General features: G+C 58.5%; 23 protein-coding genes. 4 read left to right on the top strand and 19 right to left on the bottom strand.

Annotation, left to right across the window (positions count from 1 at the left end; genetic code table 11):
* Positions 1-307: 307 nt before the first annotated feature.
* The 13 genes from NW849_RS07575 to purF form a co-directional block, all read right to left on the bottom strand.
* On the bottom strand, positions 308-913 hold the full coding sequence (locus NW849_RS07575; RefSeq protein ID WP_414356990.1) for a DUF3727 domain-containing protein: 606 nt from the start codon (positions 911-913) through the stop codon (positions 308-310).
* Positions 914-1020: 107 nt separating this feature from the next.
* The gene (locus NW849_RS07580) at positions 1021-1257 is read right to left on the bottom strand and encodes a gas vesicle protein GvpG (RefSeq protein ID WP_414356991.1); all 237 of its coding nucleotides are present in this window, start codon (positions 1255-1257) and stop codon (positions 1021-1023) included.
* Positions 1258-1458: 201 nt separating this feature from the next.
* Positions 1459-1848, bottom strand: coding sequence for a hypothetical protein (locus tag NW849_RS07585; protein WP_414342319.1), 390 nt, complete (start codon positions 1846-1848; stop codon positions 1459-1461).
* Between the two features lie 341 nt (positions 1849-2189).
* On the bottom strand, positions 2190-3824 hold the full coding sequence (locus NW849_RS07590) for an AAA family ATPase (protein WP_414356992.1): 1635 nt from the start codon (positions 3822-3824) through the stop codon (positions 2190-2192).
* A gap of 102 nt (positions 3825-3926) precedes the next feature.
* Positions 3927-4832: a pentapeptide repeat-containing protein gene (locus NW849_RS07595; protein ID WP_414356993.1), complete on the bottom strand. Its 906-nt coding sequence runs from the start codon at positions 4830-4832 to the stop codon at positions 3927-3929.
* Between the two features lie 21 nt (positions 4833-4853).
* Positions 4854-6383 carry an Hsp70 family protein gene (locus tag NW849_RS07600; protein ID WP_414351930.1) on the bottom strand — a complete coding sequence of 510 codons (1530 nt, stop codon included), beginning with the start codon at positions 6381-6383 and terminating at the stop codon, positions 4854-4856.
* Positions 6380-7009: a helix-turn-helix domain-containing protein gene (locus NW849_RS07605; RefSeq protein WP_168173627.1), complete on the bottom strand. Its 630-nt coding sequence runs from the start codon at positions 7007-7009 to the stop codon at positions 6380-6382. The genes NW849_RS07600 and NW849_RS07605 overlap by 4 nt, the downstream gene beginning before the upstream one ends.
* 95 nt (positions 7010-7104) lie before the next feature.
* Positions 7105-7314, bottom strand: a complete 210-nt coding sequence (locus NW849_RS07610; RefSeq protein WP_099812547.1) for a DUF2997 domain-containing protein — start codon at positions 7312-7314, stop codon at positions 7105-7107.
* Between the two features lie 9 nt (positions 7315-7323).
* Positions 7324-7698 carry a DUF1257 domain-containing protein gene (locus NW849_RS07615; RefSeq protein ID WP_099812548.1) on the bottom strand — a complete coding sequence of 125 codons (375 nt, stop codon included), beginning with the start codon at positions 7696-7698 and terminating at the stop codon, positions 7324-7326.
* A gap of 118 nt (positions 7699-7816) precedes the next feature.
* Positions 7817-10084 carry a pentapeptide repeat-containing protein gene (locus tag NW849_RS07620; RefSeq protein ID WP_414356995.1) on the bottom strand — a complete coding sequence of 756 codons (2268 nt, stop codon included), beginning with the start codon at positions 10082-10084 and terminating at the stop codon, positions 7817-7819.
* A gap of 381 nt (positions 10085-10465) precedes the next feature.
* Positions 10466-10933, bottom strand: a complete 468-nt coding sequence (locus tag NW849_RS07625) for a thiol-disulfide oxidoreductase DCC family protein (protein WP_414356996.1) — start codon at positions 10931-10933, stop codon at positions 10466-10468.
* Positions 10934-10944: 11 nt separating this feature from the next.
* Positions 10945-11469, bottom strand: a complete 525-nt coding sequence (def, locus tag NW849_RS07630; RefSeq protein WP_414330398.1) for a peptide deformylase — start codon at positions 11467-11469, stop codon at positions 10945-10947.
* Positions 11470-11521: 52 nt separating this feature from the next.
* Positions 11522-13150, bottom strand: coding sequence for an amidophosphoribosyltransferase (gene purF / locus NW849_RS07635; protein WP_414356997.1), 1629 nt, complete (start codon positions 13148-13150; stop codon positions 11522-11524).
* A 354-nt stretch (positions 13151-13504) separates the two neighbouring features.
* Here purF and NW849_RS07640 point away from each other — a divergent pair, with 354 nt between their 5' ends.
* The gene (locus NW849_RS07640) at positions 13505-14152 is read left to right on the top strand and encodes a hypothetical protein (RefSeq protein WP_414356998.1); all 648 of its coding nucleotides are present in this window, start codon (positions 13505-13507) and stop codon (positions 14150-14152) included.
* 33 nt (positions 14153-14185) lie between these two features.
* On the opposite strand, the gene NW849_RS07645 is transcribed toward NW849_RS07640, so the two are convergent.
* Positions 14186-15583, bottom strand: coding sequence for an aspartate aminotransferase family protein (locus NW849_RS07645; protein WP_414356999.1), 1398 nt, complete (start codon positions 15581-15583; stop codon positions 14186-14188).
* A gap of 139 nt (positions 15584-15722) precedes the next feature.
* The gene (locus tag NW849_RS07650) at positions 15723-17438 is read right to left on the bottom strand and encodes a succinate dehydrogenase/fumarate reductase flavoprotein subunit (protein WP_414357007.1); all 1716 of its coding nucleotides are present in this window, start codon (positions 17436-17438) and stop codon (positions 15723-15725) included.
* A 317-nt stretch (positions 17439-17755) separates the two neighbouring features.
* Between NW849_RS07650 and NW849_RS07655 the strand changes: the two genes are divergently transcribed.
* Together NW849_RS07655 and NW849_RS07660 are read left to right on the top strand one after the other, a co-directional pair.
* Positions 17756-18877, top strand: a complete 1122-nt coding sequence (locus tag NW849_RS07655; protein WP_414357001.1) for a glycosyltransferase family 4 protein — start codon at positions 17756-17758, stop codon at positions 18875-18877.
* A gap of 105 nt (positions 18878-18982) precedes the next feature.
* On the top strand, positions 18983-21148 hold the full coding sequence (locus NW849_RS07660) for a glycogen debranching N-terminal domain-containing protein (protein ID WP_414357002.1): 2166 nt from the start codon (positions 18983-18985) through the stop codon (positions 21146-21148).
* Between the two features lie 129 nt (positions 21149-21277).
* On the opposite strand, the gene NW849_RS07665 is transcribed toward NW849_RS07660, so the two are convergent.
* The 3 genes from NW849_RS07665 to NW849_RS07675 form a co-directional block, all read right to left on the bottom strand.
* Positions 21278-23053 carry an ABC transporter substrate-binding protein gene (locus tag NW849_RS07665; RefSeq protein ID WP_414357004.1) on the bottom strand — a complete coding sequence of 592 codons (1776 nt, stop codon included), beginning with the start codon at positions 23051-23053 and terminating at the stop codon, positions 21278-21280.
* Positions 23054-23308: 255 nt separating this feature from the next.
* Positions 23309-23818: a 2-C-methyl-D-erythritol 2,4-cyclodiphosphate synthase gene (gene ispF / locus NW849_RS07670; protein ID WP_414342922.1), complete on the bottom strand. Its 510-nt coding sequence runs from the start codon at positions 23816-23818 to the stop codon at positions 23309-23311.
* 385 nt (positions 23819-24203) lie between these two features.
* Positions 24204-24497 (bottom strand): TIGR02450 family Trp-rich protein, encoded by a 294-nt coding sequence (locus NW849_RS07675; RefSeq protein WP_414357005.1) that lies wholly within the window; start codon positions 24495-24497, stop codon positions 24204-24206.
* Between the two features lie 110 nt (positions 24498-24607).
* Here NW849_RS07675 and NW849_RS07680 point away from each other — a divergent pair, with 110 nt between their 5' ends.
* Positions 24608-25042: a hypothetical protein gene (locus NW849_RS07680; RefSeq protein WP_148202694.1), complete on the top strand. Its 435-nt coding sequence runs from the start codon at positions 24608-24610 to the stop codon at positions 25040-25042.
* Between the two features lie 85 nt (positions 25043-25127).
* Here the strand turns inward: NW849_RS07680 and NW849_RS07685 are convergent, their stop codons facing one another.
* Positions 25128-26438, bottom strand: coding sequence for a UbiH/UbiF/VisC/COQ6 family ubiquinone biosynthesis hydroxylase (locus NW849_RS07685; RefSeq protein ID WP_414357006.1), 1311 nt, complete (start codon positions 26436-26438; stop codon positions 25128-25130).
* Between the last annotated feature and the right edge of the window lie 234 nt (positions 26439-26672).

The raw sequence follows: 26672 nt of genomic DNA on the forward strand, positions 1-26672 counted from the left end.
GGTAGTAATCCGTACTGAACATATTATACATTATTTTCAGTATAGTTGAGCTTATTATTGACTAGAGTCATGCTCCTTCGCTACGCAATGCTCAGGCGGCTGGTCTGAGGCTGGCTTATTCTGACCCTTGGCCCGCAGATCCGACGCCCCCGACAGATGTTGAGACGGGTCTGGAGTGGCTGGTGAAAAACTCTGGGCAAGTTTTACCGGGTAGTTTCACCACCTCTATCCCTATGGTGCTCCGCACCGCCGAGGCGACTGGCTGGGCAGGAGTATCCAACTCGGCAGAACAGAAGGGGTTGACCGCCTAATCTTCGTCTTCATCTTCTTCGTCATCTCCGTCTTCCCATTCCTCATCGAGATCCAGCAGCAGGGCATAGAGCTGATCAAAAAGCTCTGGCGGCTCATCGGGGGTGAGCAGGTAGGGATCCCCTTCGTCAGGCAGAGCGGCGAAGAGCAAAACGGGATCGAGGGGGGTAAAGATGCCGTATTTCTTCTCTTGGTAGAAAAAGGTAGCTAGCAGTTGAAACTCCTGGGCATCTTCCTCGCTCTCGCCCAGCTCGAAAACATCTTCCTCTTCGACTGGGGGCAATTCCCCCTGAACCGTGAGGATGTCGAAGCCATTTTGCTGCAAGGTGAGGTTCAACTCCCCCAAGACAGCCTGGATGGTGGGCAGGGCAGCCTGTAGCTCTTCGGGATCCGGCTCGTCCAGGATCCCTTCCATGTTGGCATCGCCGTTCACCGCTTGGCTGGGTTCTTCTTCCCCTTCCCAAACCAGCACTTTGATCACAGCATCAACGGGAGTCACCAGAGCATAGGTCTGCTCGTCGATGACCACCTGCCGCAGGATCTCGCACTTGAGAGGCTGGTTTTGCTCGTCGCGGAGCACCAAGGTTTCATGGGATCCAGTCATTGAAAACAGCCCAGGGTAGAAAAGACGGGGGTGTACAGAAGCTCATTCTCCCATGTTCTGCCCCCCTGCAATGCTGAGGGATCCCTTCCAGGCCCACCGGCAGAACTCTATGCTTCGGCTTCTTGTTCTGCTTGGGTTAAGGCTTCCAGGGCCAACAAAATCTCTTCTTCTCGGCGGGCGTAGGTTTCTTCGTCAATTTCTCCCAAATCCAGCTGAATTTGCAGGGCTGTCAGTTCTTTTTGCAGGTTTTCTTTGCTATCCAGCTGCGCTTCGGCGCGTTCTTGGATCTGCTCTGCTAGCCAAAGCAAACTTTGGGCCGGCCAAGTCAACAATTGCCAAACCATCCCAGCCCCCCTAAAGCAGATGATGAGTCTTCGTAATTCTATCAATTTTTTTATCAATTTGGATTCTCAGGTGGCCATTGCCCCGGCCTAGCCGTGAAACTTTTTGTTCCCTTCCTCCCCAAGCTGGAAAGACTGGGACACGCACGAAGCGCCAGGGGAAACACTGGCTATTGGTGCTCAGGCAAGTCCTAGCCGCGAAGACTAATCCTCTCGCTGGTGCTTCTCGATCCACTCCATGAGCTCCCCCTCGGAATGGGTACACAGGCGCTCTCCCGTGATTGGGTCTTGGACAGACCACCAGACCATGCCGCTGCCATCTACCCACTGCCGCACCCGCAGTTCATCGCAGGCCGCCAAGACTGCCTTCAGGCTCTGCCAAAGGTGGCGCAGTCCTCTGAAGAGCGCTGAAGAGAAGGGATCCCTGCCGCCGTACTCGGCTGCCAGCTGCCGCTCTTCTTGTTTCAGCAGCTCCATCAAGCGGGTGTTGTTGGCCGCCCTAGCTGCTTCCAAACGACGGGCCAGGGAGGCTGCTATGTTTTGGCGATGGCGGGCCAGGAGACTTGTCCCCCTCATTTCAGCGATTGCACTCATAAGGCTGCTCTACATACCAGTACCTCTACACGATCAATCCTACCAAAAAATCTGTAGTCAAGGATACGAAAAGTGCAAAACCATCGGTCCTGCACGCTAACGTGCGGGATCCGATCCCAGTGCCCTGCCTGGGAGCTGCCGGAAGTTAATCCAACAAGGGGCCACCTGAGCAGCTCAGATCAATCGGCGGCTTCCCCGGACGGATTTAACGGGGGCTAATCCACAGGCAGCAAATTCAAGCGGAGCGGCAACCGGAGTTTTTCCGCGTCTTGCAGGAAAAAATGCTTGCAAGCCTACTTCCACGGAGCTGCCACAACTCGGAACGAGCCGACCAAAACAGCTTAGGCAGGAGGTGGAGAGGAAAAGGATGGGGGACTATCAACTTCAATGTAGCCTAACCCTCTCTTCTGGACGATGGTCCGTAGCTCCTGAATCAACTTTTGATCTTGGGAAGCGGTACGTGCTCCTGACTCGGCAGCCCACGCTTTCAAGTCTTGAATCTGGTCGCGGGCGATGGCGGCCAGGGGAACGGTTTGGCGAATGGCGCCGAGAATATCCTCCTGGGTAAACTCGCGGGGCGGATCCTGGTTGAAGGCCATGTGCATGGCATCGTAGATGGTCTGCTCAATTTCTGCGCCGCTGAAGTTTTCGCTGGCCATGGCCAGCTCAGGGTAGGCAAAATCCCGCACGCGGTTGGGCCGCAGCCGCTGGATGTGGACTTGGAAGATCTCCTCCCGCTCCCGTTGGTTGGGCAAATTGACGAAGAAAATTTCGTCAAACCGGCCTTTGCGCAGCAGCTCGGCCGGCAAGATGCGGACATTGTTGGCGGTGGCAACAATAAAAACGGGTTTGGTTTTTTCCTGCATCCAGGTGATCAGGCTGCCGAAGACCCGCTTGCTGGTGCCCGAATCCCCTGAAAACTCGCTGTTGACGCCGCCAAAGGCTTTATCCAACTCATCAATCCACAACACACAAGGGGCCATGGCTTCGGCAATTTGGATCATCTGGCGCACGCGGCTTTCGCTTTCGCCGACGATCCCGCCGAAGAGTCGCCCCACATCCAGCCTGAGCAAGGGCATGCGCCACTCGCGGGCTATGGTTTTGGCACATAGAGACTTGCCGGTGCCCTGGATCCCGGCCAGCAAAATGCCCTTAGGACTGGGCAAGCCATAGGCACGGGCCTGGGCACTAAAACTGTTGCGGCGCTGCCGAATCCAGGCTTTGAGGTTTTCCAGGCCGCCGACATTTTGCAAGGTCTCGGAGGGGTTGTAAAACTCCAGGATTTCCGTCTGGCGGATGTATTGTTTTTTCTCTTCCAGAACAAGGTCAATATCGCCCTCGCTGACCTTGCCCTTGGCGGCTAGGGCGCGGGCCAGGATCCGCTCAATGCGCTGCCGAGTCAGTCCTTGGCAGGCTCGAACCAGTTGTTCCCGCGCCGGGCCGCTTAGCTCCAGTTGACGGGCAGGGATCGCGCGGGTAATGATCCGCTCAATTTCGGCGATGCTGGGCAGGGGAAAATCATAGACCACAATTTCCTCGCGCAGCTCGGCAGGGACAACGGCTTCTTGGCCCAAGAGGATGATGGACTTGCGGCTGTGGCGGCTCTCTCTGGCCAGGGTTTTCAGGTAGCGGATGACGGGGTAATTGTCCGAGCGTTCCGGATTTCTCAGGGTGGGGTTTAGGTCTTTGAGAACACAAATAACCGCCTCGTCCTCTTTGATGGCGCCGATGCGGCCCAGAGCAGGCATCAATTGGCCTTTGTTTTGGCCGTTATCTGACCAGCCGGAGACGATATCCCAGATTAGGAGTTTGCGCTTGGGCTTGAGGGAATCGGCTAGAACTTGCAGGAGCTCCTCTGCCGGGGCTTCTTCGGGAGTAACCAGGTAGATCAAAGGGTAGCGGGCGCGAACCACTAAGTCCAGCAGTGTGAGGATGTCTTGGTGATTGCTGGCAAAGGCGAGATCTGAGGGACTCATGGATCCACTGAGAGCGGCTGTAGGTAGTGTAGCCAAGGGATCAGGCTAGGGATGGATGGCTCCGTCGGGGAGGATGGCCCCTTTCAAGTCGGCGAATTGACCCTAGCCGGGACTTAGTTTTGCGCCCCATAGGTTTGCCCCCTTTAGGTTCGTGCCACCCAGCTTTGCTCCCCTCAAGTTGGCCTGGCTCAGGTCAGCCCTGCTCAGGTTGGCCTGGCTCAGGTTGGCCTGGCTCAGGTCGGCCCAGCTCAGGTCGGCCCAGCTCAGGTCGGCCCAGCTCAGGTTGGCCTGGCTCAGGTCGGCCCAGCTCAGGTCGGCCCAGCTCAGGTTGGCCTGGCTCAGGTTGGCCCTGCTCAGGTCGGCCCCAATCAGGTTGGCCCTGCTCAGGTCAGCCTCGCTCAGGTCGGCCCAGATCAGGTTGGCCCCGCTCAGGTTGGCCCAGATCAGGTTGGCCTGGCTCAGGTTGGCCCTGCTCAGGTCGGCCCCGCTCAGGTTGGCCCCGCTCAGGTCAGCCTCGCTCAGGTCGGCCCAGATCAGGTTGGCCCCGCTCAGGTCAGCCTCGCTCAGGTTGGCCTGGCTCAGGTTGGCCCTGCTCAGGTCGGCCCCAATCAGGTTGGCCTCGCTCAGGTTGGCCTCAATCAGGTCGGCCCCGCTCAGGTTGGTCCAGCGGAAATCCCGCTCTCCCGCTTTATACCTTGCTCGGACATCTCCAACCTGTCGGAGGGGAAGTCGATGGGACTTTGCCACCTGCACCTGCTGCGGATCCTTCGATTCCAGCAGCGTCTCCCAAGCCGCAAACTGCACTTCCCAGTTGGGATCATTTCGCAGGGCTTGGATAACAAGCTCGGCCCCTCTGGATCCGTACCTCAGAGCACCCTTGATTGCTTGGATTCTCACCTTGGGATTCGGACTGCCCAGGGCTTGCTCAATGCCCACCAAGCCTCCCATGACCGGATCGGATCCGGCTGGTTGCTGTCCACCCAGAACAGGATCAAAGTTTTCCGCCATCCCTAACCTCCATCCCTAACCTCAAGTTAACCTTCCAACCACCTGCTGCTGCATAAGGGTCTTTTGAGTTTGCAAATCTACTACCGTTACCCGCAAAGTTCGCCCGGCATCGACGGCAAAGGTGACCTGCAAACGATCCACTCCCACCCGCCCTAGCGGCTTGAGGGGAATGGAAAGCTGGTTGTGGATCCCAAGGGGACGAAAGCTAGAAGCTGCGGTGCTGTTGCGGATCTGCATCCGACCGTCGGGATCGTAAACAACCTCAGTTGCCCCTTCCTCGGCCATCTCACCAACCACCAGGTTGATGTGGCTTTGCCCATTGGCGTTGGCCTGCAAGGGAGGCAGTTCCACCGTGGCAGGATAAGCCGTGCCGCTCTTAAAGAGAGGGAAAAAGTCGGGCGCCTGCAAATAGGGATTCCAGAGCCGCAGGGCATAGGTATGGCGGAGATGATCTTGAAGGCGGGCAAACTGGGTGAAGGCCAGAGCGCCGTGGGCCACTGCCTCAAACGGCTTGTGGTACTTGACCTTGTCGCGGCCAAAGAGGCTAATGACCTGATGCTGCACTCCTGGGATGAGGCTGGTGCCACCCACCAACACCACCTGGTGGATATCTCGTTTAGAGATCCCTTTATTGTGGGCTTTCTCGATGACCTCATCGATGGCTTCTCTCAGCCGCGTCAGCAGGCCGCGCTCTTCCAACAGCTCCTGGAGTTGCTCGCGCTGAAGCGTTAAAGTGTGGGTCTCAAAGGAGTCTTCATCCAGCCAGGCCTCGCTGGCCTGAGAATGGCTGGAGAGGCGGATCTTGAGCCGCTCGGCAACCTCGCACAGAACCTGGAAGCTGCTGGCCGGGACCTGCTGTCGCTTGCGGCCCAACTGCTCCAGCACCCATTCGGCAATCCAGATATCGATATCGACGCCGCCACAGCCATAGGCCCGGTCAGTTTTGGCAATGACCTCAGCTCGGTAAGCAGTGCCCTGCTCTGGCTTCAAGATTTTGACCAAAGAGAGGTCGAGAGTTCCGCCCCCCAAATCGATCACCAAAATCAGGGATCCCGGCTCCTGGATCCCGTAGCCCAAAGCAGCCGCGGTGGACTCGTCGAGGAACACGACCTGTTGGATCCCTAGGGAGCCAAACACCTCTTGCAGGTTGTGCAAATAGCCCTCGTAGGCTCCCACCGGCACGGTCAAGATCACCTTATCGGGCTGCCAGCCCTCTGCCTGGAGTTTGGCAAGAAGCTGCTGCAGAAAGATCCGCGTGGCCTCTTGGGCTGTGTAGGCCTGTCCATCCACATAGGTTGGAGCCGGCTGGAATTGTTGAGAGAGATCCCGCTTAAAGCCTTTGAATAGGCGCTTGGGATCCCGTTTGGCCTGGGCAGGTGCCCCAATCAAAAATTGCTGATTTTGGCCGACAAAGAGAACCGAGGGAATTAGAGGGGGGCTGCCGTCGTAGCGGTGGGTGATCCCTGGTATATCGATTGCAAGGGGTTTTTGGTTTTGGTAGGCACAGACCACCGTATTGGAAGTGCCAAAATCAATAGCCAACGTCGTCATGCTGCCAAGGAAGGTAGAGTGCGACTGACTTTGGCTCGAACTAAAACTTGATCCCTAAGTCGATAGCCCACAAAGCGAACGTAGACCGGCTCTCCCGCCTGGATATCCTCTTCATCGGGCTGGTGGCTTTCTGGGTCATAGGCCACCTGTTGCCACACCTGGCCAATGGTTTCCAACTGCCAGTCTTCCAACAAGTTGCCCAGACAGGTCAGCAAAGCCAAGACTTGCTGCGCGGGGTAATCCGGTCGCCTCTGCACAACCTGCTGCAGGGTAGGATATTGCACCAAAAGAGGCTTGAGCTTTTCCACCAGTTCGGCGCGGATTTGATGGCGCAATTGCCCTTCCTGCTGTTCTAGCTGTTTGTGCAGCCGCTGCAATTCCTGAGCCGTTTCTACAGACTCCGATGCTAGCTCAATTCCGCTAAAATCCTGAATAAGGTTCGGCAAGGGTACTTGCAAAATGCTGGCCGCTCGATTGAGATCGGCTAACTTCAGCTTTTCGGCCTGTCCAGTTCTCAGGGCATTTAGGGCTCCTCGACTCAGTTTGGCCTTTTGTCGAAGCTCTCGCCAGGTTGAGATACCGGCAGCCTGCATGAGATTGCGCAGCAGGGCATCATGACTTTTCATTTCAGAGTTACGACTCCAAAATGGAATCCTAGCCAGAGTCTTTTGGATCCCTTTGGTTAAACTAGACAGGGGATCAAGAAAGGGGTTTGGGGCATTCATAGACGCTCCACCTGACGCTGGACATCTTCTTCTATGACTGGTACCTGGTCATATTCAGGCAACAGTTCCCTTTTTTGAACTGTGCCCAATGCCCTTTCTATTTCCTCAGTTAGTTCAAGGCAGCCCTTGCCTTTGACATTGAGCACGCGCTCAATCACGTTGCCATCTTTGTCGATGATGTATTCAACCTGTTGATATTCCGCCATAATGCCTCCTCAAGCCCAGCGCCCCAACACAATCCTGATCTGCCCTTTTTCATCCACAGATTCCGACTCTACCGTAAATCCCTTCTCCGCGGCCGTCGCAAGAAGCTGCTCGCGGGTATAGGCTTGGCGGATTGGCGCTAAGAAAGCCTCAGCGCTGACTCCCGTTCCCCAAAAGTCGGCAATCATCTCCAGGCTGTCCCCCCGTTGGCGAAAGCCAATGTCGTAGCCGTTGCTGCGCCTAACCACCAGATCTGCCTGGACACGGTTCCCTCCATACCCCCGGACATAAGTGTTTTCCAAGACCTCGTGACCTTGGGCAACCAAAGCGCCTTTCAGGATCTCTTTATTTTTGAACTGAACCTTGATGCTGGTGAAGTGCGACACTGTGGGGATTCTCCTCAGAAGAACATGCTTTATCCTAGAGCAGTCCTCTTGGCTTGAAAAGTTTTGCTAGGGCACAAAGCCGCGTGGCCCTAACCAAAGAAATTGAGGGAGCCAACCATTAGTTTCCCTTGGCTAGAGGATGCCGGTGGGGATCCGAGGTAGCAGGAGGAAGCAGGCGAGGGACATCGCGGTAACCAAACCAGACGCTCGCCAAACCTTTAAGCCAGAGGGACAGCCAGATCCATTTCCACTTGAAATCAAGTCTTGCGCCTTTGAGGTTTGCGCCTTCTACAGTGGCATGATCCAGGTTGGAGCCTTCCAAGTTGGCATAGCTCAGGTCAGCCCAACTGAGATCGGCCCCGCTGAGATTGGCTCGGCTGAGATCGGCCCCGCTGAGATTGGCTCCAATAAGGTTGGCCCCGCTTAAATTAGCGCCGACCAGCTTGACTCCGCCCAAGTCGATCCAGTTCAAGTTAGCTCCGCTTAAGTCGGCTCCCTCCAGGTTTCTGTTGTCGGGCCGACCATTGACCAGTTCCCACACAAGATGCCACTTGGCATCGAGCTGAGTTTCTGGAGAAAGAATAGAGCGTCGCAGGTTGGCCAATTTCAGATCTGCCCCCCTCAGGTTGGCCCCGCTGAGGTCGGCACCGCTGAGGTAAGCGTTACGTAACTTGGCTCTGCCCAGCTTGGTCTGGGTTAGGTTGGCTTCTCCTAGCTTGGCCTTGTTGAGGCTAGCTGCGCTCAGGTCAGCCCCGCTGAGATCGGCTCTGCTTAGGGAAGCTCGGCTTAGGTTAGCTCCGATGAGCTTGACTTGGCTAAGGTCTGCCCGGCTCAGGTTGGCTTTCCTCAGATCTGCCCCGCTCAAGTCCGTTTGGCTCAGGTAGCGCAGAGGGCTGGGAGCATTGACATCAAGCAAGTTCAAACCCGACCTGCCCAGCTTGGCCTCGCTGAGGTTGGTGCCGATGAGGTTAGCCTCCCTCAGGTCGGTGCCAACTAAGCTGGCCTTGCTCAAGTTGGCTCCAATGAGCTTGGCGCCGACCAATTTGGCCCCCACCAGTTTGGCCCTGACCAGTTCAGCCTTGATCAGGCTGGCTCCACAGAGGTTGGTTCCCTCCAGGTTTGCCTTATTCAGATTGGTCTGGCTGAGGTTGGCGCCTCTCAAGTCCGCCTGACTCAGATTGGCTTTGCCCAACTCTGCCCACCTCAAATTTGCCCCGCTGAGGTTAGTTCCTCTCAGGTCAGCCTCCACCAAGCTCGCCCCTGTAAGCTTGACTCCGCTCAAGTCAGCCTGGCTCAAATTGGCCCTGCTCAGGTCGGCATAGATCAGGTTTCTTGCCTGAGCACGGCCGTTGACGAGCTCCCACACCAAGCGCCACTTGGGATCCAGCTGTGTCTCAGAAGAGACGAGAACTCTGCGCAGGTTCGCCAGCTCCAGCTTGGCTCCCCGCAGGTTGGCCTGAGTCAAGTCGGCCCCCTCCAAGTTGGCCTCGCTGAGGTTGGCTTGGCTGAGGTTGGCTCCTCTCAAGTTGGCCGCGGCCAGCCTCGCCCCTCTGAGATTTGCTCGCGTCAGGTCTCTTCCCCTCAGGTCGGCCCGCTCTAGAATAGCCCTGCTCAAGTCAACGTGGTTCAGTTTTTTTTCCTGAGCACGGCCGTTGACGAGCTCCCACACCAAGCGCCACTTGGGATCCAGCTGTGTCTCAGAAGAGACGAGAACTCTGCGCAGGTTCGCCAGCTCCAGCTTGGCTCCCCGCAGGTTGGCCTGAGTCAAGTCGGCCCCCTCCAAGTTGGCCTCGCTGAGGTTGGCTTGGCTGAGGTTGGCTCCTCTCAAGTTGGCCGCGGCCAGCCTCGCCCCTCTGAGATTTGCTCGCGTCAGGTCTCTTCCCCTCAGGTCGGCCCGCTCCAAGTTGGCTCCGCTCAAGTCGGCTTGGGCTAGGCTTTCCCCCTGGGCAACGCCGTTGATGATTGTCCACACCAGGTGCCACTTGAGATCCATCTGCGTTTTGGGAGAAATGACAACCCACCTCAAGTTGGCGTCCGTTAGGTTGGCCCCCAGCAAGCTGGCGCCGATGAGGTTGGTGCCCAGGAGGTTGGCTCCGCTCAGGTTGGCTCCGTTCAGATCGGCCCCGCTGAGGTCTGCTTGAGTTAGATTGGCTCCGCTCAGGTTGGCATGGCTGAGATTCACCTGGCTCAGTCTCGCGCGGTTTAGGTTTGCTCCTCTCAAGTCTGCCCCACTCAGATCTCGCTGACTGAGGTTGGCCTTTCTCAAATCCGCCCAGCGGAAATCTCGCTCGCCAGCCTCCAATTTTGCCCCCAGATCTCCCACCGGACGAAGGGTAACCGGATAGGCTTTCGCGATTTGGATAAGTTGGGGATCACCCGAATCCATTAGGGTTGTCCAGAGAGCAAACTGCTTTTCCCAATCCAGAGGTTGGTTTAGGGTTTGGAGGAGAAGCTCTCTGCCTTTTCCGTTGTAATGGCTAAAACATTTGATGGCGCCGTTTGCGCTTCTGGGATCCTTGCCTCTCAAAACCGGCTGGAGGATCTCTAAACTGCAATCGATATTGCCCAGATCTTTATCAGTAACTGTAGGCACGCCTCATCCCCCCTTTGGCTGCTTTGTTCCTATTCTGGCTATGGGCTTAGAGAGGGTCAAGACCAGTTCAGGGAATTCCCTTAGAAAGGTTAACCTTTGATACAGGAATTCAATCCTTTTTCAAATTCCCTGATCCAAGATAGCGAGCTGAGGAAGAGGGAACTTCCATTTTGGCTATCGGCTTGCTTCTGCCTTGCCGGCGGCTGGTGCTGCAGCTTTTCCCTCAGCCTCGGCCAAGGGATCCCGGCAGGAAACACAAGCAGGGTAGACAGATAGGTATGGGGTGTTACGGCGGCCAAACCACTCGTAGCGGTGATCCCGGATCTGTTCGTAGCCTCGATCCCCCAGAACCTTCAAGCCAGGAAAGTTGCGGTACAGAGCCAGCCACACCTCCCCGCTCGGCAAAAGGGCGGCAATTTGTTCAATGGCAGCGGATCCCTGCCAGCGGCGCTCCGGCTGTTCCAGGTCAATGAGGATCATTCCCAGCTCCACCTGCTCCGGTGGGATCCCCCATTGAGCCAGGGTAGAGGTATCTTGCATGGGGGCATAGCAAAACTGCCGTCCGCGATCCAGTTGCTCCAAGAGCTGAACGCCGGTGGCACAGAGGTTGCAGAGGCCGTCGTAGATAACCATGTAGGGCATGGTGGGATCCCTCAGGCGGGCTGACCCAAAATCTGGGCTTGGTACTGGGCTTCGGTAAGCAGTTGCCGAGGCTGCCGCTGCAGGAACACCCGACCCATCAGGTGATCGTATTCGTGCTGAAAGATCCGCGCCGGAAAATCCTGCCAGACCACCCTTTGCTGAACGCCTTCTGGAGTGTAATACTCCACCTCCACTTCGCGGGCGCGGGCCACCAGACCACGGCAATTGGGCACACTCAAGCAGCCTTCCCAACCCAGCACCTGGTCAGAACTGCAAGCCAGCAGACGGGGGTTAACCATCACCAGAGGCTGCATTTGCGGCGCTTCCGGGTAGCGGGGATTGGGACGAGAGGCCACGATCAGCACTTGGAGCAGGGATCCCACCTGAGGAGCAGCCAAGCCCACCCCCTGCGCCTCTTTCAGGGTAGCCAGCATACCTTCTATAAGATCCTGCAAGGCCGGCGTTTTGAACTCCGTCACCGGCTCGGCCACTTGCGTCAGGATGGGATCCCCCAATTGGCGTAGGCGAAAAGTCATGGCTTGCCCCAAGCAATTCTTCTTCTCAGTCTAGCGGGGATCCCTGAGCAGCCTAGCGGCTCTTGCCAGTAGCCACCAGTTCCAGGGCCAGCTTGGAGCGCTTCAGCCCTTCTGGGATGGGGATGGGGTAGTGGCCGGTAAAGCAAGCGGAGCAGAACGAGTTGGGATCCCGGCCCGTGGCAGCCAGCATGCCTTCCCAGCTCAGGTAGGCCAAAGAATCCACTCCAATCTTCTCGGCGATTTCCTCTACGGAATGCTTGGCAGCAATCAACTGATCCTGGCTATCGGTATCGATGCCGTAGAAGCAGGGATGGGTGACCGGGGGGCTGGAAATGCGCATGTGGACTTGGGTGGCCCCCGCCTGGCGCAGGGCTTTGACGATTTTCTGGCTGGTGGTGCCGCGCACAATCGAGTCGTCCACAATCACGATCCGCTTCCCCCGCAGCACGTCCTCCAGGGGGTTGAGCTTCATGCGAATGCCCCGCTCCCGCATGGATTGGGTGGGCTGGATAAAGGTGCGGCCCACGTAGCGATTTTTGATCAGCCCTTCGGTGTAAGGGATCCCCAATTGGCGAGCATAGCCAATGGCCGCCGGCGTGCCGGAATCGGGAACGGAGATCACCCAGTCGGCCTCTGCCGGAGCCTCCTTGGCCAGTTGTTCTCCCAGCCGCACCCGGTAGGAGTAGAGGCTTTCCCCGTGCATCCAACTGTCTGGGCGGGCGAAGTAGATCATCTCGAAGATGCACAGCTTGGGGGTGGCCTCCGCCCAACGCACCGATTGCAGCCCCTGACGGCTGATCCACACCAACTCTCCCGGCTCCACCTGCCGCAGAGGGTCGGCCCCAATGATATCCAAAGCACAGGTTTCTGAAGCCAATACATAATGCAGCGGCTCGGCCTCGGGGTGGCTGAGGGTGCCGTCGCTGCAGATGATCTCCAGCATCTCTGACTGCAGCAGCTCATCCAGAGCGGGGTTGCTGCTCAAAAGCCCCAACACCAGCGGACGCACCCCATAGGGATCCCGTGCCCCGATCAGGCCCTCTGGCGTGCCGATCACCAGACTAAAAGCCCCCTGACAGCGGCGCAAAGCTTGGCAAGTGGCCGCGATCCAATCTTGACCTTGGTTCACCGCCTGGGCAATGGCGTGGGCAATACACTCGGAGTCGGTGCTGCTGGTTAGGTGCCGGTCGGCGGCCTCCAGTTCCTTCCGCAGCTCTTCCGCATTGACCAAATTGCCGTTGTGGGCCAGAGCCAGCGGCCCCAGGCGAGTCTCCACGATCACCGGCTGAGCATTGGCCACGCGGCTGGATCCAGTGGTGGAGTAGCGGGTGTGACCAACCGCCAGATCCCCGGTCAGTTGGGCCAAGTTCACTTCATCGAAGACCTGGGAGACCAAGCCCATCGCCTTGTGAACCCGGCAAAAGGATCCCTCAAAAGTGGCGATCCCTGCCGATTCTTGGCCGCGATGCTGCAAGGCAAATAGGCCAAAGTAGGCCAGCTTGGCCACCTCCTCTCCTGGAGCCAGGATGCCAAAGACCCCGCAAGCCTCTTGCAGCTCTTCCCGGGCATACCCCGCCCCGCTGATGTTTTCTGAGGGGTACAGGGCATCAACGCCAACGGCAGTCTGCCCCTCTGCTTCTCCACAGCCAGAAGATGGTTCTGCTCCCGCCCTTGCTGCCATGGATCCTCGTCTTGCTGTCACGCTTACCAGTCTAACTCGGCCCAGGTCGTTCCCCTCTGTCTAGCTTCACCCCCGAAGGGGGAGTCCACAGGTGGGGTTTGCAAAAAGCTAAGACTCTATCTATAGTGTTAGCAGCGTGTAAGCGCTGCTGTGGCTGAGAAGCAGCCTGGCCGAGTTTTTGAGTTGGACACCACCAAGGCTCGGCTCTCCCAGAACCGGCAGGATCCCAAAGCTTTGTGTTGTGAGGAGTCAAACCCCATGAGACAGCAGCCCCATAGGTTCCGTCAGAGCTGGACGTTAGCAGCCTCCTCTGTAATAAGGGCCAGTGTAGCCGCTCTTCTGTCGTTGTCACTTGTGGCTTGCCAAGAAGATGCCGGCGAACAGCCTGCGGTTACCATCACGCCGATAGCGGTGGTGGCTCCAACGCCCACTCCTTTCCTCATCCCCAGTCCTGTCCCTACGCCGCCGCCCACCCCTCTGCCTACCCCGACCCCCACTCCCCTCTTGAATCCTTTCCCCACTCCCAGCCCCTCTCCCACTGCTTCCTTTGCAGCAGAGCCGCCTTCGATTGCCGTGGTGGCCCTGACGGACGCGCGACAGACGGTACCCTTCAACGTGCTGGTGGCCGTGACGACTCCTGCAGGTTTGGGGGCCGGCATCAGCTTCCGGGTGGAAATCCGACAAAGCCCCCTCACCCTCACCTTTGATTTCACTGCCGCTGCCGTCGGCTGTCAGCCCAACAGCAGAGCCTGCATTGGCACCATCCCCATCACCATTCCCACTTCTGCTCCCACCGGGGATTATGAAGTGACGGCAATGGTGGCGGATACCCAGGGCCGAATCGCTTCGGCCAAAGCTCCCTTGCGGGTGTTGCCCGCGCCCAGTCCCTCCCCTTCGCCAACGCCGACCGGCACCCCCAATCCCTTTCCCTCGGTATCCCCTTCGCCCAGACCCAGTCCCTCTCCCAGTCCTTCGCCGACGCCCAGCCCCAGAAGCTTCTAACTCCCTCAGGCAGTCTCTCTTGTCGATTCAGGACTAAGGTAGCTCTTGAAGAACTCGCTTCAGGGTGGTGACTAAGCGTTCAATGTGGGTTTCCTGGATAATCAAAGGTGGGGAGAGAGCGATGATATCGCCTGTGGTGCGAATCAATACCCCCCGCTCGTAGCAGCGCAAAAACGCTTCAAAAGCCCGCGCTGTCGGTCGGCCAGGGATCCCTTCCAATTCAATTGCCCCCACCAAGCCGAGGTTGCGCACATCGATGACATGAGGCAAGCCCCGTAGGGAATGGAGAGCCTCCTCCCAGAGGGGAGCGAGGTTGGCAGCCCGCTCGAACAAGCCTTCTTCTCGATACAGGTTCAGGGTAGCCAAGCCGGCGGCACTGGCAACTGGGTGGCCGGAGTAGGTGTAGCCGTGGAAAAACTCGATGGGGCTCCAGGACAGCGTCCTGCTGTTGTCCCCTGGACGGTGCAGGTCATCAGCGGAACCAGCAGCCTCCATGAAGGCGCTGTAGATCTCTTGCTTGACGATCACTGCGCCCATCGGGATGGTGCCATTGGTGAGGCCCTTGGCACAGCAAATCAGATCCGGCACCACCCCAAAGTAATTGGCCGCAAAAGGGGATCCCAGACGCCCAAAGCCGGTGATCACCTCATCGAAGATGAGCAGAATGCCGTATTTGTCGCAAATGGCCCGCAGCTTTTCCAAATAGCCCACCGGCGGCAGCAACACCCCCGTTGAACCGGCAACCGGCTCTACGATCACCGCTGCAATCGTGCTGGCATCGTGGAGAGCGACGATCCGCTCCAAGTCTTCTGCCAAGTGGGATCCCCAGCGAGGCAGGCCGCGGCTAAAGGCGTTTTGCTCCAGGTTGTGGGTGTGGGGTAGGTGGTCTACGCCGGGAATGAGGCTGCCAAAAAACTTGCGGTTGTTGGAGATGCCCCCGACCGAGATGCCCCCAAAGCCAACGCCGTGGTAGCCCCGTTCTCGGCCAATCAGCCGCTGCCGGGATCCCTGTCCGCGTAAGCGATGGTAGGCGATGGCCATTTTCAGGGCCGTATCCACCGCCTCAGAGCCAGAGTTGGTGAAAAAAACGTGATCCAGTCCGGCAGGAGTGAGCTGGATGAGCTGCTCTGCCAGTTGAAAGGCTTTGGGATGGCCCATTTGAAAAGCTGGGGCGTAGTCCAGTTGGGCCACCTGCTGTTGGATCGCTTCCACAATTTGGGGGCGGCAGTGGCCGGCATTCACACACCACAGCCCGGCAGTCCCATCTAGGATTTGGCGGCCATCGTGGCTGGTGTAGTACATGTCTCGGGCGGCCACCAACAGGCGCGGGTTGGCTTTAAATTGCCGATTGGCCGTAAAGGGCATCCAAAAAGGCTCCAGATTCAGCTCCGCTTGCAGGGCGACGGCTGCTTTCTCCAGGGTTTCTTGCATGGCTGGCCCTCCGGCAGTAGACGAGATTTCAAGCTGGCGAAGATGGAATCCCTAGATATTGGATAATTTTGAAAGGGGCTCCATCCTGCTAACGGGAACGATAGAGCAATCCTAATCGGCCTGGGAGGCCTCTGGAAAGTTAGTATTTTCGCTCCTGAGGGGGAAACCGGGTGATCACCACGGGGCGATAGCTGATCTGCGGGGATCCCTCGCGAAAGGCAGCCAAGGTGTGTTGTAAAAACCGTTGATCGTCCCGTTGGGGGTAATCTTCCCGCGCGTGGGAGCCACGGCTTTCCCGCCGTTCCAGGGCGCTGGCGAGGATCAAAGCCCCCACCGTCATGAGGTTGTCCAGCTCCAGCGCTTCGATCAGCTCGGTGTTCCACACCTTGCCCCGATCGTCCAAATGCAAATCCCGCTCGTAACGCTGGCGGATCTGTTGCCATGTTTGGATCCCTTCTTGGAGAACCGATTCGGTGCGGTAGACGCCGCAATGCTCGGTCATGCAATCTTGAAATTGCCGCCGCACCTGATCAATGCGGCTCTTCCCTGATCGTTCCAGGAGCCCGGCAATCCGGCTGGCGGCCTGTTTGAGTAGGGATCCCTCGTCCACTTTCGGCAAGGCTCGACCTCTGACGGCTTCTACCATGGCTGCCCCTGTGCGCCGCCCGAAAACAACGCACTCCAGGAGAGAGTTGCTGCCCAGCCGATTAGCCCCATGCACCGAAACACAGGCCGTTTCACCGGCAGCGAACAGCCCTTCCACACGGGTTTGGGCATCCCGCAGTACCTGCCCCTCCACCGTCACCGGGATCCCGCCCATGCAGTAGTGCACCGTCGGTCGCACTGGAATGGGATCGACAACCGCATCGATGCCCAAGTGGCGATGGGCCTCCTCCCAACAGAAGGGCAGCCGAGTGTGGATCTTTTCTGCCCCCAGATGCCGCAGGTCTAAGTAGACAAAATCTTTGCCGTCAATACCGCGCCCGGCCCGCACCTCCGTAACAATCGCCCGCGAGGTGATGTCCCGTGGGGCCAATTCCATCTGGCTGGGGGCATAGGCGGCCATGAAGCGCTCCCCCTTCCCATTGATCAGATAGGCCCCCTCCCCGCGCACCGCCTCTGAGATCAACACCCCCACCGGATACAGGCCCGTGGGATGAAACTGCACAAACTCCATATCTTGCAGAGGCAGGCCGGCCCGCGCCACCATTGCCATGCCATCGCCGGTGGAAGCAAAGTCGTTGGACGTGGAGTTGTAGATGCGCCCATAGCCGCCTGTAGCCAACATAACCGCCTTGGCCCGCACCACCTCCAGCCGCCCGCTGGCCTGCTCCAACATCACCACGCCCTGGGCTTGGTTGTCCTCCAGGATCAGATCCAGCACATACCATTCGCTGTAGAGCTTGACCCCAAAGCGCTTGAGGTTGCTCACCAACTCGTGCAAAATGGCCTGCCCAGTTTTGTCGGCGGCATAACAGGTGCGCGGGTGGCTGTGTCCCCCAAAGGCCCGCTGGGCAATGCGGCCATCCCGCAGGCGGGAGAACAAGACCCCCAAGTGTTCTAGGTCGATGATCACTTCAGGAGCTTCCCGGGCCAGAATCTCCACCGCATCTTGATCCGCTAGGTAATCGGATCCCTTGACGGTATCGAAGGCGTGGGCTTCCCAGGAATCTTGCGGATCGACATTTTGTAAGGCGGCGGCAATGCCCCCTTGGGCTGCTACCGAGTGGCTGCGAATGGGATGGGTTTTGGATACCAAGGCCAGGTCGAGGTTGGGATCCCGTCGCATAGCTTCCAAAGCCGCCCGGCAACCGGCCAGCCCTCCCCCAATGATGACGATGTCGTGCTCCAGCATGGATGCAGGCAAGCTCTCGCAAAGGATGTCCGCCACAGCTAGGATGGCGTTTCCCCATTATGGCCGGCTCCAGCAGCCTCCCCGGCAGCAACTGGGCATAGCTCGTTATCGCTACGCGACGCTTGCGCGAACGCGCCGGTGAGGTGTAGCCCCTTCCCCTCTGGACAAAAACTGTCAGGCCAGAAAATGAGATGCTTTCCGACAAGACCCATCCAACAGGCTTGGCTGGCTACGATAAAGGTTGGGCCTGGCTTTGCCCTTGAAGAACGTTGCAGCTCATGGCGTGGGTGAGAAGCTCTCCCTAGGAGCAGCCGGAAATGCCAGTGAGCCCGGTCTGGCAGACAGCCCTGAGCGGTGATGATTTGGTGTGGAGGATAGCTATGCGCATTGCTCAGATTGCCCCTTTGCATGAGAGTGTGCCCCCCAAGCTCTACGGCGGCACCGAGCGAGTTGTGTCTTGGCTCACCGAAGAGCTGGTGCGGCGGGGGCATGAGGTGACGTTGTTCGCCAGCGGCGACTCCCAAACCCAAGCGCGTCTAATCCCCTTTCGGGAGCGGGCTTTGCGTTTGGATCCCACGGCCATCGACACAGTGGCTCCTCATGTTTTGATGGTCGAGAAAGCCTTTCAGATGGCCGACGAGTTTGACATTATCCACGGCCACATCGACTACTATCCCTATGCCCTGGCCCGTCGCCACCCGCAGGTTTCTTTTTTGGCCACCCTACACGGGCGACTGGACATTCCGGAGCTGCAGCCCCTCTACACCGAGTTTCAGGACATTCCGGTGGTCTCCATCTCCAATGCCCAGCGGCTGCCTTTGCCCCAGGCCCGCTGGGTGGGGACGGTCTACCACGGCTTGCCCCTGGATCTCCACCGTTTCTATCCAGAAAAGGGGGACTACCTGGCCTTTTTGGGCCGGGTCTCCCCGGAAAAAGGGCTGGATACGGCTATTGAAATTGCCGTCCGGGCTGGGATGCCGCTGAAGGCTGCTATCAAGATCGATGCGGTGGATCGCCAGTACTACGAGTTAGAAATTAAGCCTTTGGCCAGTCGCCACCCCAATGTGGAGATCATAGGGGAAATCACCGACCAAGAGAAAAGCGAGTTTTTGGGCAAGGCCTATGCGGTGCTGTTTCCCATCCGCTGGCCGGAGCCCTTTGGGCTGGTGATGATTGAAGCGATGGCCTGTGGCACGCCGGTAATTGCCACCCGTTTTGGCTCAGTACCCGAGGTAATGGCCGACAGGCGCTCCGGCTTTATTGTCGACTCGGTGGAGGAAGCAGTGGAGGCTGTGGAGAAGGTGGGATCCCTAAGCCGAGCCGGGGTGCGGCAGGTGTTTGAGGAGCGGTTTAGCGTGGAGAGGATGGTGTCGGACTATGAGGCTCTCTACCACCAACTGGTAAACGAGCGGCAACTGGCCTCGAGGACGGCAGCCTAGCCTATTAGGGCCCTTGGAAAGCGGTGTCGACTATCGCCGCCATCTGAGCTGAACCTTGCTCCCTCTCTCTTTCGGTTGCATGAGAATCGAAAACAAGAGACCGAGATGGCAGAAGACATCATCCAAATTCAAGATCAGTACTACATCCGGGCCAGCGCCTCTTGGGTGGAGGCACGCTCTCATGTTCTCAAGCATGACAACTGCTTTGCCATCTTTGACCGGCGAGGGAACATGCGCCCCCTCGGCATCCGGGATCATGGCCTCTTCCGGGACGACACCCGCTTTTTGTCCCGCTGGGTGTTGGACTTGCAGGGAAAGCAGTTCCTGCTGCTCAGCTCAGAGGTGCGGGAAGACAAAGATATTTTGGCGGTGGATCTGACCAACCCGGAGTTCACCACCTCAGAGGGGCAGTTTATCGGTCAAGATACCCTGCATGTTCTACGGACTACTTTTCTGTGGAACAACGTAGCCTACGAGCGCATTCGCATTCACAACTACGGCTCGGAGCCGTTTCGCGTGCCGATTACCCTGCGCTTTGAGGCGGACTTTGCCGATATTTTTGAGATCCGGGGCATCCGACGGGCCCAGCGGGGTCAAGTGCTGCCGGCCCAGGTGAACCCTGAGGGAGTGGTTCTCCGCTACCGCGGCTTGGATGGAGTGGAGCGGCAAACCCAGTTGCAATTTTTGCCGGCGCCGGAGCTAGTGTCGGAGAAGCTGGCGCAGTGGTGGGTGCCTTTGGCCCCGCAGGAGGAACGGGATTTGGAGCTGAGGGTGATCTGCAGCTACGGCGGGGAGGAGATTGCCCCTTTGACCTACCGGGAGGCTCTGCAGGCGGAGCGGGAGCAAAGGGCTTCCTTGCGGGCGCAAGCCCACCGGATCGACACCGGCAATGCTCAGTTTAACGATTGGCTCAACGCCTCACGGGATGATCTGCTGATGATGCTCACCCGCACTCCCTACGGGCTTTATCCCTATGCGGGGGTGCCTTGGTTTACCACGGTCTTCGGGCGCGACGCCCTGATCACCGCCCTGGCCACTCTCTGGTGGTTTCCAGACTTGGCGCGGGGGGTGCTGCTGTATCTGGCGGCCCACCAGGCCCAGGAGGTGGATCCCAGCCGCGATGCCGAGCCTGGCAAGATCCTGCATGAGCAGCGCTCCAGCGAGATGGCCAAGACGCGCGAGATCCCCTTTGGCAATTATTTCGGCAGCATTGACTCCACCCCTTTGTTTGTGGTGTTGGCAGGGCGCTACGTGCGCCGCAGCGGCGATCTAGAGCTGTTGCGGCAGCTCTGGCCAAACATCGAAGCAGCCCTGCACTGGATGGACACTTACGGGGATGCGGACGGGGACGGCTTTTTGGAGTATGCCGGCAAGGCGCGGCGGGGCCTGCGCAACCAGGGCTGGAAAGATTCTGAAGATGCCATCTTCTACCCGGACGGATCCCTGGCAGAACCCCCCTTGGCCCTGTGCGAGGTGCAGGGCTATGCCTACGAAGCTAAGCAGTTGGCAGCAGAGATGGCCGAGCTGCTGGGGCGGCAAGAGCAAGCAGCCCAGTTGCGGCAACAAGCGGAAAAGCTGCAGCAGCAGTTTTGGGATCACTTCTGGTGCGAAGAGTTGGGGGGCTATGCCCTGGCTTTGGATGGCCAGAAGCAACCTTGCCGGGTGCGCAGCTCCAACATGGGCCACTGTCTGTTTTCGGGGATCGCCCATCCCGAGCACGCCGCCCGCATTGCCCGGCAACTGCTGGAGCCAGCTTTCTTCAGCGGCTGGGGGATCCGCACGGTGCCGGAGGGAGAGGGCCGCTACAACCCCATGTCCTACCACAACGGCTCCATCTGGCCCCACGACAACGCCTTGATTGCCGCAGGCTTATCTCGCTATGGCTTCAAGGGCGAAGCGGTGCGGGTTTTGACGGCGCTGTTCGATGCCAGCCAGTTTCTGGAGCTGAAGCGGCTGCCTGAGCTGTTTTGTGGCTTTCGGCGGCGACAGCGGGAGGGCCCCACCCTTTATCCGGTGGCCTGTCTGCCCCAGTCTTGGGCGGCGGCCAGTGTGTTTTTGCTGCTGCAGGCTTGTCTGGGGCTGGAGATCGACGGGCTGGCCCAACGGGTGCATTTGACCAAGCCCACTCTGCCCCTGTGGCTGCCCCACGTCATCCTTGAGAATGTGCAGGTGGGCCAGGGATCCCTGGACATCGGTCTCTATCTGCAGTCAGGAGGGGTGGGGATCAACATTCTCAGGAGTGCGGGGGACGTGGAGTTGACGGTGAAATAGTTGCAAAATTCAGGACATCCGCAACCCAACCTACAACTAAGTTTCACCTGCCAAATGTGGCGATAGGGACACAACTCAACAGTTCAGACAGCCTCTCCCTATCCCACATCACCCACATCATCAGAAGTTCTACTCTTGAATGTAGAGCTGATCCAAATTCCACAATGGCCCCAGAATGGGTCGGGGATCCACCCCTTGAATGCGGTTGCGCAGGGCTGAGAGAACCAGGGGGTTAAAAGTGCCAATTTGGGGCAGCTGTTCCTGGATGATGATTTGAAACCGGTCGTAGAGGGCCTTGCGCTTTTCAAAGTCTAGCTCCCGCACCCCTTCGATAAAGATGCGGTCGATCTCCCGTTCCCAATCGCTGACCTCAACCCCTTCTGCCGGGTTGCCGGGCAAATCTCCCAGATTAAAGAGGTGCAAACGGCCGTCGCTGCGCCAGATGTTGGAGCCGTTGTTGGGCTCGGTACCGCCGCCACCAAAGCCCAGCAGCAGGGTTTCCCAGTCGCGGCTATCGGTGCGCTGCACCAGGGTGTTGAAGGCGATGGGGGTAAAATCAACGGTGATGCCGATCCGCTCCAGGTCGGCTTTGATCAACGCGCCGGTGGCCTCTCGCTGATTGTTGCCGGCGTTGGTGAGCAAGGTGAAACGGACGCGGTTGCCCTCGGAATCCCGCAGGTGGCCCTCCGCATCATAGGTGTATCCGGCATCGAGGAGCAGTTGCCGCGCTTTTTCAGGGTTGTAGTCGTAGGTGGGCAAGCCCTCTTCGGGGCTGAGGTAGAAAGGGCTGGCGGGGGAGAAGACCGAGTGCTGGATCTGGCCCAACCCTTGCAGGACGCTATCGACGTAAAACTGCCGGTTCATGGCGTGGGCCACCGCCCGGCGGAAGTTCAAATCGTTAAACCAGCGGCTTTTGACGGGATCCACAAAAGGCCGCCCGGTCTGGGGGTTACGGGCGCGGCTGAGGTTGAAGGCAAAGAAACTGTTGTTCAATGTCTGGCCGAGATTGTAGATGGTGAACTGATCCCGTTCTTCTTCCCGCTTCAAGAGCTGAAAATCTCTCCCCCGCACCGAAAACACGTCGGTCTCGCCGGAGCGAAACTGCAGCAGCGCGGTGTCCTCTGAGTCCACAATGCGCAGGATTACCCGTTCAATGCGCGGGATCCCTTCCCCCTTCCAGTAGTAGGGATTGGGCCGGTACACCAGCCGCTGGCCAGGGGTGTATTCCTGCATGACATAGGGGCCAGCCCCCACCAATTGCTGCACCGGCGTGTCGATACCCCAGGTTTGCAAGAAAAGGGGGTTGCCCCGGCTGTCCAACTGCTCGACAGTGGGCTCGAGGATGTGCTTGGGCAAAATAGGGGATCCGGCCTGCAGCAGAAAGGGAGCGAAGGGCTCCGGCAAAACGAACTCAATCCGCCGCTCGTCCAGCGCCTGCACCTGAGGCAATGCTCCGGCTTCTCCAATTCGCTTCACATCCCGCGCAGAAGTCGGGATCCGCTCGTTGAAGATGATGCGGTTAAAGGTAAAGTCCACATCTGCTGCTGTCAGAGGCTCTCCATCCGACCAGCGCAGCCCCTCCCGCAAGGTAAAGACATACCGCAAGCCGTCCTCAGACACTTCCCAGCCTTCCGCCAGCTCCGGTTTGGGCAAGAGGGTATCCTCATCCAAGGTGACCAAGCCCGCCTCTAGGTAGGCGATAGCGTCGCGGCTAGAGCTTTCGGCGGCCAAATAGGTGTTGAAGGTTTTGGGATCCGAAGTCACCGTGGCAACCAGATGGGGGGGGCGGGTGGGCGTGGCACAAGCGCTGAGCCAGAGCAGAAGGATCCCTAGTAGAGAGACAAAAAGGTTCCTCCTGAGTCGGTTTGCCGAGGTGTTGTTTTGGCCCGCCATTTCTTTTGCCAAGTCGTTGTTCCAAGCAAGTTTGGGACGGCTCGCCCGCATCCCGCGCCCTGTGGCCCAAGCGCTCCGCGCTGCTGAGGCCCTCACCCCCAGCCCTTCTCCTAGAGGAGTAGCCCCCCTCCCGGCCCCTTTCCCAGAGGGAAAATTGGGGATCCAGGTAATGGGTGGTTTGACTGCGACTTGGGCAGATTCTGCGTTTTTGAGGGAGCGATTGCTTGCCAGTTTGGCAGCTCAGGCAGTGGGGTGACCAGGTTCTTTTCAGATTCTGATGGGAAGGTCAGAGGAAGCTTGTCCTCTCTGTTCCAGCAACAGGGCTACTGCGAAGGCAGCAATGGCCTCTCCCTGACCTATGGGGCCCAGTTTTTCGTTAGTAGTAGCCTTGACCCCCACTTGCTTGGGGGAGATCTGCATCGCCTCTGCCAGGCGGGCCTGCATGGCGGGGATGTGAGGTTTGAGCTTGGGCTGCTCCGCCACCACCACACTGTCTACATTGGCAACGCACCAGCCCTCTTGGCCCACCAGCTGCACCACTTGCTGTAGTAAAAGGATGCTATCTGCCCCTTTCCAACGCTCTTCTTCAGGGGGGAAGTAGTAGCCAATATCCCGCAGAGCGGCAGCCCCCAGGAGAGCATCCATGATGGCGTGGGTGAGGACATCGGCGTCGCTATGGCCCAATAGCCCCTTTTCGTAAGGGATCCGGATCCCGCCCAGGATCAGGGGGCGCCCCTCGACGAGGCGGTGGATGTCGTAGCCCTGGCCAATGCGCACTTTTCCGGCTCCCTTGGGAAAACCATCGAGACCCTTGTCGACCATCGCCCCCTCCGAGGAGCTAGGGGGATGGGAGTCGAGTAACCGACAAGCAGCTTTTGAGAACGCCTCTTTCTATTCTGCCGGCTCCAGAGGGGAATAGCAGATGGGACAAGACGAACCACTGTAGCAGTCGAAGCAGATGAGGTGAGACTTCCCGTAGGGATTGGCGCAGCGCTTGGCCCACTGATAATCGCTGTAGCTAAGATCTTTTCCGCAAACGTCACATCTGGCCATCCCGCTTTCTTCTCCTCAAGCTTCTGAATTAAAACACCACACTAGAGAGATGATCCTAATCGATAGAGAGATGATCCTAATCGATCCCTGAGCCCCAGCTTGAGAGAAACTATCCCCCAGCCCTGTCCAGAAGGGGATCCTGCCGCCCACAGGGGATCCCGTCTTCGAGAGGCGTCCAGCCCGGCTGCCAAAGATCCCGGTTCTTCAGGGTGGCCGCGTTGACCCAGAGGCGCACCTGGGGATCGCAGACGGCTCTGAGCTCGGCAAACACCAGCCCTCCTTCCCCTTGTTGGCGAGCAGTGACCTGAAAGTGTCGCCAACCCATGACGGGCTGAGCGGAAGTCCACTTGGAGCCAAGCAGATGGGGAAAGCGCTGTTTTTGGCGGGGCTTGCTGCGGGCCATGGGTTGAGAACTTGTTGCCACCCTTGCCTGTGGGCGAGCAGGTCTGCTGTCGGCTTCTGAGAACGGGATGAAGTTGGATCGGGAAGATCGATATGATGGCTAGGGGTGCTATGGCATCCCAACCTACCCACTTAGCCTATCCAACAATGGTGCAAAACGGGCAAAAGCTCGGGTTCTTTTGGCGTCAGGTGTTCCTGAAAGGGATCCTCCTGCTGCTCATCCTGGGCGGTCTGGTTTTGGGAACGGGACTGCCTCTGGTCGCGGCAAGTAGTCCTACTCTCTCCGGAAAGCTGACGGGGCCAGAATGGCGACAAGCAGACCCGGAGGCCAAGCAGGACTTTTGTCGCAAAGCCTTTCAAGCGTTTCGCGCCTCTCCTTCCCAAAGCTATATCATCAGCTCCAATGTGCAGGCTTTGACCCCAGAAGGTTTGTGTCGGCGCTTGGATCAGTTTTATCAGTATGCCGTCAACGACGAGATCCCCATCAACCAGGCGGCCAATATTGCCCCATTGCTGTTTTCAGACTTACCCCTGGAGCAGCCTTGATCCCTGTGGAGCGCTTGGTCTGCTGGGGACATAATGACTTTCTCTTAGTGAGGATCCCAGCCCGGCTGTGACAGGTTGGCCGGATTCAGACAGGTGTGGGCAAGGGTTCCACGGGTGTAGGGAAAGGGAGCTGTTGGAGTTGGGGTTGGTGGGGGCGGATCCCCATTGCTTGGCGCATCAAAGCAGGCTTGAGCAGCGGCAAAACCTCCAGTCCCCACAGGCCCAGGCGACGCAAGACCAGCAACGGCCAGCTTCGGTTGGAAAAGAGGCGATTGGCAGCATCGGTTGCAAAAAGAACCAGCGCGTTTTCTGGGCGGCGACAGCGCTCGTAGGCTTTTAACAAAGCCGGATCGCCGGGATCCCGGCCTGTCAGTTTGGCTTCGATTAACAGGGCGGCCAAGGCTGCCACGTCCCGCATGCCCAGGTTGGCCCCCTGCCCCCCCAGCGGATGGGTGGTGTGAGCAGCATCCCCCACCAAAGCCAGCCGGGATCCGATGTAGGTTTGGGCATGGGCCCGCTGTGGCTCATAACAGGCTCTGGGAGAGGCCGCCAGCAAGGCTCCCAACTGGGATCCAAACCAAGGCCGGATGGCCTGCAAAAACTCAGCCTCAGACAAGCCCATCAGCCGATCTCGATCCGCTTGGCGAACTGTCCAGACGACACAACTGCGATGGGGATCGGGGGTGGGCAAAATGGCGAAGGGGCCGCTGGCCTGAAAGCGCTCGTAGGCCACCTGCCGGTGAGGATGCTCATGGGTGAGGGTGGAAACGATGCACACCTGTCCATAGCCCCAGCGGGATAACGGGATCCCAGCCTGTTCCCGCAGCCGCGAACGGGCCCCATCTGCAACCACCAGCAAAGCAGCTCGCAGAGTTTGCCGGGATCCCTCCTGGGCCAGCTCTACCCGAATGTGATCTGCTGCAGGGGAGAAACTTTGCGCCTGAGCAGGGCTGAAAAGGGTTACCGAAGGGCACTCGCGAATGCGCTGCAACAGAGCTTTTTGGGTAATTTGATTTTCCACGACGTAGCCCAGCGCCGGCGCTTGGAGCGTTTCGCGGCACAACTGAGCCACCCAGGGGCCTTCCCCATCAGAGACCTGAATGCGGTGGATGGGAGAGACTCCCCAGGCCTCCATAAGGGGCCATACCCCAATCCGCTGCAGAATGCGGGCTGTCCCCAGAGCCAAAGCGCTGGCTCGGCCATCGGGCCCCACCCCCTGCGAGAGATCCCGCCCCTCGATCAGCCCAACACGGATTCCGGCCTGACCCAAAGCGGCTGCCAAGGTGGATCCCACCATCCCAGCTCCGGCAATCACCACCTCGAAGTCCAGTCGCCTTGGCTTGGCTGCTGTCGAAGCAATGGCTAGGGGAGCAGCGGAAGTGGGCAAAAGGCTCATGGGCACTCACGGCAAGTAGGCTTAACTTCCATTCTAGGGTTCCTGCACCCGGCAGGCCGCCGAGGATCAAGCAGTAAATTGGGTCAAAGTGCTACGAGGGATCCCTTTTGATCTCAGCCCCTTTGTTTGCTGCTGCAGGGTGGAATCCCTGTGGGTAGCTGATACATTTACGCTGAACACTGCTGAACATCACTGTTCAACTATGCAGCGATAGCATTCTGTTTGTTTCCAAAC

It is taken from the genome of Synechococcus sp. R55.3 (assembly GCF_047461975.1).
GTDB lineage: Bacteria > Cyanobacteriota > Cyanobacteriia > Thermostichales > Thermostichaceae > Thermostichus.